Source organism: Catenulispora pinisilvae (genome assembly GCF_015356865.1).
Taxonomy (GTDB): domain Bacteria; phylum Actinomycetota; class Actinomycetes; order Streptomycetales; family Catenulisporaceae; genus Catenulispora; species Catenulispora pinisilvae.
In genome coordinates this window covers 15,588-29,528 of sequence record NZ_JAAFZA010000125.1, presented here as the reverse complement: position 1 = coordinate 29,528, position 13,941 = coordinate 15,588, and the positions used below count along the sequence as shown (strand labels likewise).

The following is a 13,941-nucleotide window of genomic DNA, read 5'->3' as shown; positions in this document are numbered from 1 at the left end:
GTCTCGGGGTTCGGGGGGTCGGTGGCGGCGCGCATGATGTGGCGGGCGCGTTGCTCGGGGTCGTCGACGAGGTCGGCCAGGCGGCGGTGCAGGGCGGCGCGGGCCAGGGGCAGCAGGGTGTCGAGGGCGGCGGCGCCGAGGAGTGGGTGGGCTGGGCGCAGCCGCTGGGGTGATTCGGAGGCGGTCAGTACGCCGGAGGCCAGCGCGCGGGACAGCGCGGCGGCCGGGTCCGCGGTCTGGTCGGCGAGCGCTCGGGCGACCAGGGCCGGGCTTGGCTGGGGCAGAGCCGCGGTGACGACCAGGGCCTGACGCGCGTCGGGCGGCAGGCTGCCCAGCCGCTCGCGGACCAGGTCGGCCAGTGCGGTGGGGATGGGCAGCGGGCCGCGATCGCCGTCGCCGCGCCGCAGTGCCGCGCCGAACTCCAGGATCCAGAACGGGTTGCCCCCGCTGTGCTCGACCAGGTCGTGCAGGGCGGTGGTCGGCAGCCGCAGGTCCAGGCGGCCGGCGAGCAGATCCGCGGCGGCTACGGCGTCGATCGCGGTGACCGGGACCATGGCGACGTCCTCGGCAGGCAGCAGGCCCGGCGCCGGCGGAGCCGCCGGGTCCAACGGCGCCGACGGAGCCGACAGGGCCGACGGAGCCGCCGCGAGCGTGCTGGCCGTGCGCCGGGTAGCGAGCACGCGCAGGCGCTCGCCGCCGAGCCGCGACAGCGCGTATTCGAACGCTTCGATGCTCGCCCGGTCGATCCACGGCAGGTCGTCGATCGCCACCAGCAGCCGCCGGTCCCGGCACAGTTCACGCACCGCGGCGGCAGCGGCGGTCCCGACCTCGTGCGGACCGAGCTGCCCGCCCTCGGGCAGCCGCCGGACCATCGCGATCTCCAACGCGGTCCGCTGCGCCTCGGGCAGCCGGTCCAGCACCTCGTCCAGCACCGGATCGAGCAGGTCGGTGAGGCCGGCGAAGGAGAGCCCCGTCTCGGTCTGGTCCCCGCGGGCGGTGAGCACCCGCCACCCGGCTTCGCGTGCGGACTCCACGCCCGCGCTCCACACGGTCGACTTGCCGATGCCGGCCTCGCCGGTGAGCAGGAGTGCGCGGGGACGTTCGGCGGCGTCAGCCAGCAGTTCACGCACCGCAGCGAGTTCGGTCGGCCGCGCGATGACCAACAGGTGCGCGTTCAGCGAAGACTTGATCAGTTCTTGTGTCATGGCTTGAGGTTCGTTTCTCGCGATGAGATGTTATGAGGCCCGGCGCTAAGCCAGGCGGCGCGCCAACTCAGTACGCGAACGCACACCGAGCTTGCGATAGATCGAGCCGAGGTGGCCCTCGACAGTGCGCACACTGGTCACCAACCGCTCAGCGACCTCGCGGTTGCTCAGCCCACCGGCGACCAACTCGGCGACCGTGGTCTCAGTGGCAGTGAGGACGCCGCCAGAGCGGGCCCGCTGCACACGATCAAGCTCAGCCTGAGCCTGCGCCGCGAACGGAACCGCGCCGGCCCGGGTGAACAGATCGACGGCAGCCTGCAACACCGGCAGCGCCTCGGTTTTGGCCCGTCGCCGACGATAGACGCCGCCGAGAGTCAGCAGACTGCGACCGAGTTCGAGCCGCAGCGGCGACCGCTCATGCGCGGCCACCGCCAGGCGCAGCGCGGCGACGGCGCCGTCGAGGTCGTCCCGGGCGGCGAGCACGGCCCCGTCAAGGCGGTGCGCGATGCCGACGAGCGTCGGCCGCCTCATCCGCTCGCCGAGTTCCCGCTGTTCAGCCGCCAGCGCGCTGGCAGCCTCCAAATCCCCGGTCGCCACCAAGGCCTGCCCGAGATCGGGCTCCAGCCGCTGCCGCCGCCCCGGCTCCAGAATGTCAGCACCCTGTGCCAGCCGATACGCCCGCTCCAACCGCTCGCGAGCGTCCTCGAAGCCGCCGTCGAGCAGCGCCGCCAGACCGAGTACGTGCTCGTAGAAGACGTCGCCCTGCGGCTGAATCGTCTCCCGTCCGCCGGCCCGCTGCTCGGCGACCAGCTTCCGGGCTCCGTCCAGATCGCCGGTGAGCACGCGCAGCAAGGCGTCGGCGGCATACAGCGTCAACGGCGCGACGCCGCCGGGTGCGGCCAACCTCAACCCGTCAGCGACAGCCTTGCGCCCCAAGCGCAGATCGCCGGCCCAGCACTCGGTGATCGCCAGATGGCTGAACAGCGTGGGCAGGACCGCGTCGTCGCCCTCGGCCTGGGCCTGGGCGATCGCGGCGTGCAGCGCGACGCGCGAACCGTCCAGATCATCTACGGCCTTACGCCAGAAGCCCTGAACGACGGACAACCGGGTCCAGCTGGCCTGATGCGCTGCACGCGCCTGCATCGCGGCGATACGAGCCACGACGGGTTCCGGGATCCCCTGACCGGAGTCCAGGCTGACGCCGACCTGGTAGCGCAGAGCCGAACAGAGCGCGACGGCGTCGGCATCGTCCCCCACCCGATCGAAGGATTCGAGCGCCAGCCGCACAAGTTCCGGACGCTGGGTCTCCCGGCCGTCGCCGTAGTCAGCGGCGAGGGCGAGCGCGACCGCGCGCAGGTGCTCGTCGGCTGCCGGGCCGGTGAGGTGCGGACGCAGCACGGCTTGCGCGGCCGGACGGCCCTGCGTCCAGTACGTCGCCTCGACCAGCACGGCCAGCGCCTCGCGCGTGGTGTCGAGGTCAGCACCGTCGCTCACGTCCCGGGCCAGCCGGGCGGCGCGCGCCATGTCCCCGACCCGGTGGGTCAGGCGGGCAGCGGTCAGTCTGCGTCGGCGCAGGTCGTCCCGGTTCCGGTCCCCACTCTCACTCTCGCCCCCGATCTCAACCTCGCCCTCGCCAAGGTCCGCGCAAGCGGTGAAGCCCACAGCCAGCTCGGCGAGTTCGGCCGCGGCGGCGAGCGCCCCGCGAGCCTCGGCCACGGCGACCCCGGCGTCGATCGCCGCGGCGGTGGCGGCATCCGGGCCGGGTCCGGTGGCCCGGACCAGATGCCGCGCGCGCTGCTCCGGGTCGGTGACCGTCGTAGCAAGCCTCTGATACAGGCTCCGGCGCTGCTCAGCAGTGAGGCTGTTCAGCGCGACAGACCCAAGCAGCGGATGGGCCGGACGCAGCTGGCTTCCCTCGGCGGTGACCGCGCCGGAGGCGACGGCATCGTCCACCGCGGCCTCGGGATGCGCGACCTGGGTCTGTAACGCGCGAACGGCAAGGGCAGGCGAAGGTTGCGGCAGCGCCGCGACCACGAGCAACGCCTGCACCACCGCCGGCGGCAGCTTCGCCAGGCGGGCCGCGACCAGAGCGGACAGAGTCGGCGGGATCGGGAGCGCTTGCAGATCGCCGTCGAATCCGGGCGCCTGGGCCAGCGCGGCGCCGATCTCCAATGCCCAGAAGGGATTTCCACCGGTCTGCTCGACCACGTTCGCCAGGACCGGCGGCGCCAGTCGCAGCTGATGCCGCTCCACGAGCAGATCCTCGATCGTGGCCGGGTCGGCCGGGCCCAACGCCAACGTCTCGTACGTGCCGACGGGCAGAACATCGTCGGCGGCCGGACGCGGGAGCGGGTCCTCGATCACGCCGGCCGTCCGGCGCGAGGCCAGGACCCGCAGACGCCCCTCTCCGATGCGGCGCAAAGCGAAGCGCAGGGCGTCGAGGGTCGCCAGGTCGAGCCAGGACAGGTCGTCGATGACGATGAGCGCCGGGCCCAGGCGGCGCAGGATGGCGAGCAGGCCGGCGGCTATCTCGCGCGGGCCGACCGGCGGGGTCGCGCCCATGGACGGTTCGGCACCGGCCGGGCCGAGGGCGACGTCCAGCGCCACCCGTTGCGGTTCCGGCAGCCCGACGAGGACGCCCGCCCCCAACGGCCGCAGCAGTTCGGCGAGGCCGCCGAACGAGCGCTGCCCGTCGGCCGGGGTGCCGCGTACGGTCAGGGTGAGGAGGTGATGTTGGTGAGCGAGAGCGACGCCGGCTTCGAGCAGCGTCGACTTTCCGATTCCTGGTTCTCCGGTGACGAGGACGGCGCGCGGGCCGCTGGCCGGACTGGTGACGAGCTGCGCGATGACGTGCAACTCGGCCATACGGCCGTGAACCGTGGAAGCCGTCCCGACGTCATTTCGACGTTCCACGCCTGGAGTATTTCAGCGGGGATGGACTGATCGCCCGGAAATAAGGGCCGTGGCGGCCCGGAGAAAACCCGTCCGGAGAAAACCCGCCATTGCGAACGGTTTGCGGTCCGATCGCGCCAAGTTCCGAGCTAATCGGGGTGGCGATCTCCACCCATCACGGCCGCTCCTCAGGCCACAGGCTCGGCAGGTTGACCACGATCCCCTCCTGGCTGCTGCGCGCGATCACCACCACCGCTTCCTCGGTACCGGGATTCTCCTCACGGTGCGGCGCATACGGCGGCACGAAAACGTAGTCCCCCGGCCCGGTCTCGATCCTGACCTCTTCCTCGCCCTCGGCGAACACGAACACCGGGTTCCCGGACACCACGTAGATGGCGGTCTCGGCCTCGCCGTGGTGGTGGTCCCCCGAGTTCGTGGCCGGCCCGACGTGGGTCTGGCCCATCCACACCTTCTCGGCGCCGACCGTCTTCCCGGACACCGCCTCCAGCCGAGTCATCCCGGAGGTCTGGCGCGTGTCCCCGGACAGGTCGGCGGCCTTGATGTGGCGCAGCGGCGTGTGCCATTGGTCGGTCACGATGTGGCCCTTTCCCTCTCGCCAAGCTCCTTCTCACCAAGCAAGGGTAGGGCGTCAGTGCCGGCCGGCCAGGTACCCCGTCAGGTGCTCGACTACCTCCCGCGCGTCGTCCTCGGCGCCGTGGATGAACGTGGACTTGCGCCGCCGGAGTACCGGTAGCCCGACCGCGTAGAGGCCGGGGCTGTCGGTCACGACGCCGCCGACATGGCGCAGCCGGCCCTTGGCGTCGAGCACCGGGACGTCGAGCCAGCGGTAGTCGGGGCGGAACCCGGTGGCCCACACGACCGTCTGTATCTCCCCGCCGCGCAGGTCGAGCTGGAGCCGCGCCGAGGCGGGCACGCGGGTCGGCGCGAAGCGTTGCGGTTCGTCGGTCAGGTCGTCGTCCGCATACTTCCGAGCCCACTCATCGAACGTGTCGAGCAACCGCTCCATCTTGAGATCCGCCAGCGAACACACGTTCCGCAGCCCACCGGAGAACAGCGCGCGGCCGTCGCGGACCGCCGCCCAGCGGCCCACCGGCTCTACCCCGAGCTCGATCAGGGCATTGAGGTCCAGCGTCGAGCGCTCGGGAGTCCCGACGAGTTGCGGCGAAGGCAGCGCGCGGGCCCGTTCCAGGTCGTCGACCTCATCGTGGCGCTGGTCCCACACGCCCGAGGCCTGCATCCACCACAGCACATCCCGGCCCCGGTACGTCCGGGGCAGCCGGACGTGCTCCCCTGTAGAAAGCACGACCGGCCGCCCCGACCGTCTCAACTCGGCAGCCAGCTGCACCCCGGTCGCCGACCCGCCGACGACGAGCACCCCGCCCTCGGGCAGCGCGGCGGGGCCGGTGTAGTCGAAGGGTGTCAGCTCTCTGATGGAGTCGGGCAGCGCGTCCTTGAAGCCCGGCACCACCGGGACGTTGCACGCTCCGCTGGCGATGACCACACACCGGGCCCGGATCTCTCCCTGATCGGTCCGCACCAGGTACCCGTCGTGTCCGTGCCCGTGCCCCTGTCCGTCTGCGGCGGCGGCCCGCACCGAGGTGACCTCCGTGCCGGTGCGGACCGGGGCCCGGGAGGCCGCGGCGAAGCCGCCGATGAAGTCGGCGACCTCGTGCGCGCTCAGGTAGCCGTCGGGATCCGGGCCCTGATACGGGTGGTCCGGGAGCCGGGTCAGCCAGTTCGGGGTGAGCAGGCGCAGGGAGTCCCAGCGCTCGCGGCGCCAGGAGTTGCCCACCTCGCCGCGCTCGAGGACGAGGTGGTCGATCCCGGCGCCGCCGAGGAAGCGGCTGACGGCCAGGCCGGCGTGACCGGCGCCGATCACCAGCGCGTCGGTGTGCTCGATGGCGCGGTCCTCAGGCGACTTCGACGGTGACGTCGGTCGGGTTGGTGAGCGCGTCGAACACCGCCGAGCGCTTCTGGGACTGCGCCACCAGCGCCTCGATCTCCTGCGGCGAGGCGTCGGCGTCGATGGTGAAGGTCACCTTGATGTCGTTGAAGCCGTTGCGCACGTCGCTGTCGGCGCCGAGGATGCCGCGGATGTCATGCCGGCCCTGGACCGTGGACTGCACCGAGCGCAGCTGGATGCCGCGGTTCTGGGCCACGGAGGCCACCCCGGCGGTCAGGCAGCTGGCCAGTCCGACCAGCAGGTACTCGATCGGGGTGATGCCGTTGTCCTCGGCGGCGAAGACCTCGGGGTGGTCGGCTTCGAACACCGACTCCGTCTTGTGGCTGCGCTCCTCGCCCAGACCGAAGAAGTCCCGGACCGTGGTGGTGCTGTGCACGCCGTCCCGCCACGTCGACGAAGCGCGCCAGGTGAATTGGGCGGCCTCCGGCGCACCCTTCAGCACCTCCCGCGCATCGAGCAGCGCCTGAACGTTGACTCCATTGGTGACCGTGGTCATGCCCGAGCCGCCCTTTCTCCGCTGATGTCGCCCGGTGAGTCTTGAATCCCCACCTGGATACTCGACAATAGCGCGAGGACCTCGCGTAACATAGCCCTCGTGTCCCAGTCCGCACCTGCTCCGCCGGCCGAATCGGTCGGCGCCGTCCGGACGCGGTACCTCGATCTTCCCGAGCCGGTTTCTCTGGAATGCGGCCGTGAGCTGCGCCAGGTGCGGATCGCGTACGAGACCTACGGCACGCTCTCGCCCGAGCGCGACAACGTGATCCTGGTCTGCCACGCCCTCAGCGGCGACGCGCACGCCGCCGGTGTCTCATCCGTCGGACGGTCCGGGTCCGGAACCCGAGACGGCTTCGCCGCCGAGGAGCGCGACGGCGGATCCGGTGCGACGCTGGGTTGGTGGGACGGGATGATCGGCCCGGGCAAGGCCTTCGACACCGACCGCTACTTCGTCGTCTCCACCAACCTGCTCGGCGGCTGCCGCGGCAGCACCGGGCCCTCGTCGACGAACCCTGACACCGGTCGGCCCTACGGACCGGACTTCCCGGTGATCACCGTCGCGGACCTGGTCCGGACCCAGCGCGTATTCCTGGACGCCCTCGGCATCGGCCGGCTCGCGGCCGTGGCCGGCGGCTCGCTCGGCGGCATGCAGGCCCTGGAGTGGGCGATCCTGTTCCCCGAGCAGGTGCGGGCCGTCATAGCCATCGCCTCGACGCACGCCCTGCATCCGCAAGGCGTGGCCTGGAACGCGATCGCCCGCGAGGCCATCATGGCCGATCCGGCCTGGCAGGGCGGCCGCTATCCCGGCACCGGCCGGGCGCCGGAGGCCGGAATGGGCGTGGCGCGCATGGTCGGCCACGTCACCTACCTCTCGGCCCCCGCGCTGGACACCAAGTTCGGCCGCCGGCTACAGGCCGCCGACGACATCCGCCACACGATCACCGAACCGGAGTTCGCGGTCGAGAGCTACCTGCGCCATCAGGCCGATTCATTCGTCAAACGGTTCGACGCGAACACCTATCTCTATCTGTCCCGCGCCCTGACCTACTTCGATCTGGCCCGGCAGCACGGAGAGGGCTCGCTGGAGCGCGCCCTCAAACCGATCTCGGCCCGCACCCTGCTGATCGCGTTCAGCTCGGACTGGCTGTATCCGCCGACCGCGTCCCAGGAGATCGCCGACGCGCTCGGCGCCCTCGGGAAGCCGGTCGAGTACCACGTGATCGATGCGCCCTACGGCCACGACAGCTTCCTGCTGGAGGAGGCCCGCCAGATCCCGATCGTCCGCCGATTCCTGGCCGACGGCACCGAGGAGACGAAGAGGAGTCCATGAGCGGCGACGCCTTCCGCACCGAACAGCCCCGCGAGTTCGGCTTCGACACCCGGCAGCTGCACGCCGGGCAGCGGCCCGACCCGAACACCGGGGCCCGGGCGGTCCCGATCTTCCAGACCGCCAGCTACGTGTTCGAAGACCCGGAGTCCGCGGCGGCGTACTTCAACCTGCAGGAGTACGGCAACACCTACTCGCGCATCATGAACCCGACCGTCGCAGCGTTCGAAGAACGGGTCGCGAACCTGGAGGGCGGCGCCGGCGCGGTGGCGTTCGCCAGCGGGATCGCGGCGCAGGCGGCGGCGCTGTTCACGCTGCTGGAGCCCGGCGACCACATCGTGTCCTCCTCGGCCCTCTACGGCGGCACCGTCAACCAGTTCAAGCACCTGTTCCGCAAGATGAACGTCGAGCTGACCTGGGCCGATCCGGACGACCCGGAAGCCTGGGCGGCGGCGGTCCGGCCGAACACCAAGGCGTTCTTCGGCGAGACGATCGGCAACCCGGCGGGCAACGTGCTGGACATCGAGGCCCTGGCCGCCATCGCGCACGGCCACGGCCTGCCGCTGGTCGTGGACAACACGTTCGCCACGCCGTACCTGTGCCGCCCGATCGAGTGGGGCGCGGACGTCGTGGTGCACTCGGCGACCAAGTTCCTCGGCGGGCACGGCACCAGCATCGGCGGCGTCGTGGTCGAGGCCGGCACCTTCGACTGGTCCAACGGCCGCTTCCCGGTGGTCGCCGAACCCTCCCCGGCCTACCACGGCCTGAAGTTCCACGAGACGTTCGGCGCGTACGGCTACCTGATGAAGCTGCGCGCCGAGACCCTGCGGGACCTCGGCGCCGCGCTGTCGCCGTTCAACGCTTTCCTTTTCCTGCAAGGGATCGAGACGCTGTCTCTGCGGATGGACCGGCACGTGGCCAACGCGGTGACCGTCGCGGCGTTCCTGGACGGACACGAGCTGGCTTCGAACGTCACCTATCCCGGCCTGCCGGGCAGCAAGTACCAGCCGCTGGTAGAGAAGTACCTGCCGCGCGGCGCCGGTGCGGTGTTCTCCTTCGACTGCGCGGGCGGCCGCGCCGGCGGGCAGGGACTGATCGGCGGCGTCACGCTGTGGTCGCACCTGGCGAACGTCGGCGACGCCAAGAGCCTGATCATCCACCCCGCGAGCACCACGCACCGCCAGCTCTCCGACGACGAACTGCGCGCGGCCGGCGTCCGGCCCGGAACGGTGCGACTGTCGGTCGGCCTGGAGTCGGTCGAGGACCTGCTCTGGGACCTGGAGCAGGCCTTCGCCGGCACCGGCGCGGCGATCGGGAACGTCGAGACGGAAGGGGCCGTGGCATGACCGACCTCGCGCGGTATCAGGACTCGTTGACGATCCAGCGCGTACTCAACACCGCGCGCACGATCGCCGTGGTCGGTCTGTCGGGCAACCAGCTACGGGCCAGCTACTTCGTCGGCTACTACCTCCAGCGGCACGGCTACCACGTGGTCCCGGTGAACCCGCGCGAGACCGAAGTCCTCGGCCAGACCAGCTATCCGAGCCTGCGAGACGTCCCGGAGCCGGTCGACGTGGTGAACGTGTTCCGCGCGCCCGACGCCGTACCGGACATCGCGCGGGAGGCGGTGGAAATCGGCGCGTCCACGTTGTGGTGCCAGTTCGGGGTGATCAGCGGCGAGGGGATGCGGATCGCGGAGGACGGCGGTCTGAGCGTGGTGGCGGACCGCTGCATCAAGATCGAGCACGCCCGGTACGCCGGACGGATGCACTGGCTCGGGTTCAACACCCAGCGCATCACGGCCGTCCGCAGCGGATTGCAGTGACCGGGTCGCAGTGACCGGGTCGCTCCGCGATAACGCCCTCCGCGAAAAGCGCTCCGCGATACGCAGAGTGCGCCGCTGCTTCGCTAAGCGAGCTTGAGAAGCAGCTCACTGAGTTCCACCGGCATGGTGACCATGCAGTCGTGGCCGGTCGGCAGTTCCCACACCTGCGCCGGGGAACCGTTCGGCTGCACCGGCGGGACCGGCCGCCGCTCGATGTCCTCGGGCACCGCGCCGACGCAGTGGATGTGGGTCTGCGGGATCGCGTTCACGGCCGGGTTGTCCAGGCGGACCCGTTCTTGCAGGGTACGCACCGGCTGGTCCGAGAGCAGCGTGCGGAGCCAGGCCTTGTCCGCTGGGTCAGTGACGCCGAACAGTCCGAACGGCTCCGGCCACTCCGGCATCGGGGGCACACGCCAGCCGCTCTCCGATCGCAGCGCGCCCTCGACGAGGGTGGCGGTCACCGGCATCACGTCGATCGAGTTCTCCCCGTCCAGCGGCACCATCGCGTCGAGGTACACCAGGTGCCCGATCCGGTCCGGGACCTGGTTGGCGGCGGAGGAGATGACCAGGCCCGCGTAGCTGTGGCCGACCAGGATGACGTCGGTGAGGTCGTGCTCGCGGATCAGGCCGGCGACGTCGTCGGCGTGGGTGTCCAGCCCGATCTCGGAGCCGAGCAGGTGGGCCTTGTCGCCGAAGCCGGTCAGCGAGGGCGCGAACACCCGGTGCCCGGCCGCTTCCAGGAGCGGGACCACCCGCTGCCAGGCGGCTCCTTGGTGCCAGCCTCCGTGGACGAGCAGAAATGTGGACATGGGTGGCTCCTGTTCGCCGGGCACGGCTCTATCGGCCGTGCGCGCATAGCGGTTACGATAGGTTCCTCGGTTCTGTTTAGGAACTGGAATCATGGTCGCGCGCAGGGAGCGGGCAGGGCAATAAGGCACATTTAGGTGCCTCGGTTCTCAGGAGGTAACCATGGCCGCGTCACAAGCCGACGCAGAGGCACCCCTGCCGACGGACGCGTGCCGGTCCCGCGTGGTGCTCGGCATCGTCGGGGACAAGTGGTCGCTGCTCGTCGTCCGCAATCTCAGCACCGGCCCGATGCGCTTCACCGAACTCAAGCGGAGCATCGACGGGATCAGCCAGCGGATGCTGACCGTCACGCTGCGCACCCTGGAACGCGACGGGATCCTGACCCGGACCGTCGAGGCGGTCATGCCGCCGCATGTCACCTATGAGCTGACGCCGATGGGCCGGACCCTCAGAGAGGCCACCGCACCGTTATTGCAGTGGAGCCTGGCGCATCTAGAGCTCATCGACACCGCCCGGGCCGAGTACGACGCGCGGCCTTGAGTGCGACGAGCGGCTTTGAGTGCGACGTTGCGCGGACTGACGTACACCCGTAGTCATAGAGCGAACAAGTATTGCAGCCACCGGTCCGACAGCCGTATGACGGTCCCGGATCGGTAGCGACTCTTCCCACTGCCAGGAGGCACCACAGCATGGCGGGATCCGCGTACAGCATCGACCGGGCCGGCGTCCAGACATTGGGGATCTGGCTGGTCCGACGCGTCGGCTACGGCGCTATGCAGCTGTCCGGGGACAAGGTGTTGGGCGGGTCCAGTCAGCGGAAGGCGGCGCTGGAGGTCCTGCGCGCGGCGGTCGCGGCCGGGGTGAACCACATCGACACCGCCCAGTTCTACGGGCCCGGCGTCGTCAATGAACTGATTCGCGAGGCGCTGTATCCGTATCCGGCCGATCTGGCGATCGTCACCAAGGTCGGGGCCCGGCGCGACCGGCACGGCGCGGTGCTGCTGTTCGACGAGCCGGACCAGCTGCGGCAGAGCATCGAGGAGAACCTGACCGCGCTCGGCGTGGACCGGCTGGCCGCGGTCAACCTGCGGCTGATGGACGGCGCCGCCCCCGGCCGGCGCTTCGACGCGCAGCTGGCGGCGCTGATCAAGGCCAGGGACGAGGGGTTGATAGACGGCATCGGGCTGAGCAACATCTCGGCGTCGCACTTGACGCGCGCCACGGAGCAGACCCACATCGTCTGTGTCCAGAACCTGTTCAATCTGACGGATCAGGGTTCTGCTGACGTGCTCGCGCTGTGTAAGCAGCGGCACATCGCGTTCGTGCCGTTCTTCCCGCTTGGCGGGCGGCACGGCCTGACCGCTCCGGCGGTCTCGGCGGTGGCCGCGCGGCTCGGGGTGAAGCCGGCGCAGGTGGCGCTGGCCTGGCTGCTCGATCTGGCGCCGAACGTGCTGCTGATTCCGGGGACCCGCTCCCAGGCACATCTGAGGGAGAACCTCGGTGCCGCGAGCGTGGAGCTCGACGACGCGGCGCGCGCCACACTCGGCAAGGCTGCGGCAGTGCACTGATTCGCCGTACCGACGGTCGAGGACCGAGAACCGACGACCGAGGGCCGACGCAGCGCACCGGGCTGCCTGAACACTACCCGCAACATACTACGCACCCTTGACGCGACTGGAGACTTATGTAGAGTTTTATCGACGCCCGACGAAGGAGTGCCTGATGGCCGACGGCCAGCGCATCGACTTCCGTACCGAACCGTCCCGCTACCGGCACTGGCGCCTGGCCTTCGACGGCGCGGTGGCCACCGTGACGATGGACGTCGACGAGCGGGGCGGGCTGGTCCCGGGCTACGAGCTGAAGCTCAACTCCTACGACCTCGGCGTGGACATCGAGCTCTACGACGCGGTGCAGCGGCTGCGGTTCGAGCACCCCGAGGTGCGGGCGGTCGTGCTGACCGGCGGTAAGGAGAAGGTGTTCTGCGCCGGGGCGAACATCCGGATGCTGGCGGCCTCCTCGCATCCGTGGAAGGTGAACTTCTGCAAGTTCACCAACGAGACCCGCAACGGGATGGAGGACGCGAGCGCGAACTCCGGCCAGACCTACCTGGCCGCGCTCAACGGCACCGCGTCCGGCGGCGGGTACGAGCTGGCGCTGGCCTGCGAGCACATCATGCTGGTCGACGACCGTTCCTCGGCGGTGTCGCTGCCGGAACTGCCGCTGCTCGGGGTGCTGCCGGGGACCGGCGGTCTGACCCGCGTGGTCGACAAGCGGCATGTGCGGCGCGACCTCGCGGACTACTTCTCCACCCGGGCCGAGGGCGTGACCGGCGCCAAGGCGGTGCGGTGGCGGCTGGTGGACGAGGCCGTGCCGCGGCCGGTGTGGGACGAGACGGTCGCCGCCCGGGCCGCCGAACTCGCCGCGCGCTCGAACCGGCCGGCCGGCGCGCAGGGTCTGGAGCTGACCGAACTCACCAAGGTGCGCACCGACGAGAACATCGACTACCTGTATGTCAGGACTCAGATCGATCACGACCGCGGGGTCGCCGAGATCACGGTGCTGGGGCCCGAGACTGACGCTCCGGCCGACGCCGACGCCGACGCCGACGACGTCCACGCCCAAGGCGCCAGGTTCTGGCCGCTGGCGCTGACCCGGGAACTCGACGATCTGATCCTGGATCTGCGGACGAACGAGCCGGAGATCGGCACGTGGGTCCTGCGCACGCACGGCGACTCCGACCGCGTTCTGGCCTACGACGCGCTGCTGCTGGAGAACGCCGACGACTGGCTGGTCAAGGAGATCCTGCTGTATCTGGGCCGGACCCTCAAACGGCTGGACGTCACCAGCCGCAGCCTCATCGCCCTGGTCGAGCCGGGCAGCTGCTTCGCCGGCTCGCTGCTGGAACTCGCACTCGCGGCCGACCGCTCCTTCCAGCTCACCGGGGTGTTCGAGGAGCTCGACCCGGACGCCGAGCCGGCCGCCATCACCCTGGGCCGGATCAATTTCGGCCGCTTGCCGATGGGCAACGGCCTGAGCCGCCTGGCCACCCGCTTCTACGGCGATGACGAAAGCCTGGCGGCCGCCGCGAACGCCGAGGGCAAGGCGCTGGGTGCGAGCGAGGCCGAGACCCTCGGCCTGGTGACCTTCGTCCCCGATGACATCGACTGGGACGAGGAGGTGCGCATCGCCGTCGAGGAGCGCGCCAGTTTCAGCCCCGACGCGCTGACCGGACTGGAGGCCAACTACCGGTTCGCCGGACCCGAGACGCTGGAGACGAAGATCTTCGGGCGACTGTCGGCCTGGCAGAACTGGATCTTCACCCGGCCCAACGCCTCCGGCCCGGACGGCGCGCTGCGCGTGTACGGGACGGGCAAGCGTGCCGACTTCGACCGGAAGCGAGTGTGAG

At 70.6% G+C, this 13,941-nt stretch carries 12 protein-coding genes; 6 read left to right on the top strand and 6 right to left on the bottom strand.

Features of this window, described 5'->3' with window-relative positions:
• The 5 genes from IZR01_RS29220 to IZR01_RS29200 form a co-directional block, all read right to left on the bottom strand.
• On the bottom strand, positions 1-1,205 hold a 1,205-nt coding region (locus IZR01_RS29220; protein WP_194925733.1), incomplete at its 3' end, for an AAA family ATPase.
• Positions 1,206-1,250: 45 nt separating this feature from the next.
• Entirely contained in the window at positions 1,251-4,118 is a 2,868-nt protein-coding gene (locus tag IZR01_RS53555; protein ID WP_194925732.1) for a helix-turn-helix transcriptional regulator, read from the bottom strand.
• A gap of 154 nt (positions 4,119-4,272) precedes the next feature.
• Positions 4,273-4,692 (bottom strand): cupin domain-containing protein, encoded by a 420-nt coding sequence (locus IZR01_RS29210; protein ID WP_194897106.1) that lies wholly within the window; start codon positions 4,690-4,692, stop codon positions 4,273-4,275.
• 54 nt (positions 4,693-4,746) lie between these two features.
• The gene (locus IZR01_RS29205) at positions 4,747-6,000 is read right to left on the bottom strand and encodes an NAD(P)-binding domain-containing protein (protein ID WP_194897119.1); all 1,254 of its coding nucleotides are present in this window, start codon (positions 5,998-6,000) and stop codon (positions 4,747-4,749) included.
• Positions 6,001-6,028: 28 nt separating this feature from the next.
• Complete coding sequence (locus tag IZR01_RS29200) at positions 6,029-6,577, bottom strand: OsmC family protein (protein ID WP_194897107.1); 549 nt, start codon at positions 6,575-6,577, stop codon at positions 6,029-6,031.
• Positions 6,578-6,676: 99 nt separating this feature from the next.
• Between IZR01_RS29200 and metX the strand changes: the two genes are divergently transcribed.
• Genes metX through IZR01_RS29185 form a run of 3 tightly spaced genes read left to right on the top strand, consistent with a single transcriptional unit; the run spans position 6,677 to position 9,728 of the window.
• Positions 6,677-7,906 carry a homoserine O-acetyltransferase MetX gene (metX, locus tag IZR01_RS29195; protein WP_194925731.1) on the top strand — a complete coding sequence of 410 codons (1,230 nt, stop codon included), beginning with the start codon at positions 6,677-6,679 and terminating at the stop codon, positions 7,904-7,906.
• Positions 7,903-9,249, top strand: coding sequence for an O-acetylhomoserine aminocarboxypropyltransferase/cysteine synthase family protein (locus IZR01_RS29190; protein WP_194925730.1), 1,347 nt, complete (start codon positions 7,903-7,905; stop codon positions 9,247-9,249). The genes metX and IZR01_RS29190 overlap by 4 nt, the downstream gene beginning before the upstream one ends.
• Positions 9,246-9,728: a CoA-binding protein gene (locus tag IZR01_RS29185; protein ID WP_194897110.1), complete on the top strand. Its 483-nt coding sequence runs from the start codon at positions 9,246-9,248 to the stop codon at positions 9,726-9,728. Before IZR01_RS29190 ends, IZR01_RS29185 begins: the two co-directional genes overlap by 4 nt.
• Positions 9,729-9,811: 83 nt before the next feature.
• On the opposite strand, the gene IZR01_RS29180 is transcribed toward IZR01_RS29185, so the two are convergent.
• Positions 9,812-10,537, bottom strand: coding sequence for an alpha/beta hydrolase (locus IZR01_RS29180; RefSeq protein ID WP_194925729.1), 726 nt, complete (start codon positions 10,535-10,537; stop codon positions 9,812-9,814).
• Positions 10,538-10,697: 160 nt separating this feature from the next.
• On the opposite strand from IZR01_RS29180, the gene IZR01_RS29175 reads away from it, so the two are divergent.
• From IZR01_RS29175 to boxC, 3 genes are all read left to right on the top strand, one after another.
• Positions 10,698-11,075 (top strand): winged helix-turn-helix transcriptional regulator, encoded by a 378-nt coding sequence (locus tag IZR01_RS29175; protein ID WP_194897112.1) that lies wholly within the window; start codon positions 10,698-10,700, stop codon positions 11,073-11,075.
• Positions 11,076-11,224: 149 nt separating this feature from the next.
• On the top strand, positions 11,225-12,103 hold the full coding sequence (locus IZR01_RS29170) for an oxidoreductase (protein ID WP_194925728.1): 879 nt from the start codon (positions 11,225-11,227) through the stop codon (positions 12,101-12,103).
• Between the two features lie 154 nt (positions 12,104-12,257).
• Entirely contained in the window at positions 12,258-13,940 is a 1,683-nt protein-coding gene (gene boxC, locus IZR01_RS29165; RefSeq protein ID WP_194925727.1) for a 2,3-epoxybenzoyl-CoA dihydrolase, read from the top strand.
• Position 13,941 lies beyond the last annotated feature (1 nt).

Excerpts from the sequence above, each read along its gene's own strand:
- boxC (WP_194925727.1), top strand. The coding sequence starts at position 12,258 with ATGGCCGACGGCCAGCGCATCGACTTCCGTACCGAACCGTCCCGCTAC.
- IZR01_RS29185 (WP_194897110.1), top strand. The coding sequence starts at position 9,246 with ATGACCGACCTCGCGCGGTATCAGGACTCGTTGACGATCCAGCGCGTA.
- IZR01_RS29170 (WP_194925728.1), top strand. The coding sequence starts at position 11,225 with ATGGCGGGATCCGCGTACAGCATCGACCGGGCCGGCGTCCAGACATTG.
- IZR01_RS29180 (WP_194925729.1), bottom strand. The coding sequence starts at position 10,537 with ATGTCCACATTTCTGCTCGTCCACGGAGGCTGGCACCAAGGAGCCGCC.
- IZR01_RS29190 (WP_194925730.1), top strand. The coding sequence starts at position 7,903 with ATGAGCGGCGACGCCTTCCGCACCGAACAGCCCCGCGAGTTCGGCTTC.
- IZR01_RS29175 (WP_194897112.1), top strand. The coding sequence starts at position 10,698 with ATGGCCGCGTCACAAGCCGACGCAGAGGCACCCCTGCCGACGGACGCG.
- IZR01_RS29200 (WP_194897107.1), bottom strand. The coding sequence starts at position 6,577 with ATGACCACGGTCACCAATGGAGTCAACGTTCAGGCGCTGCTCGATGCG.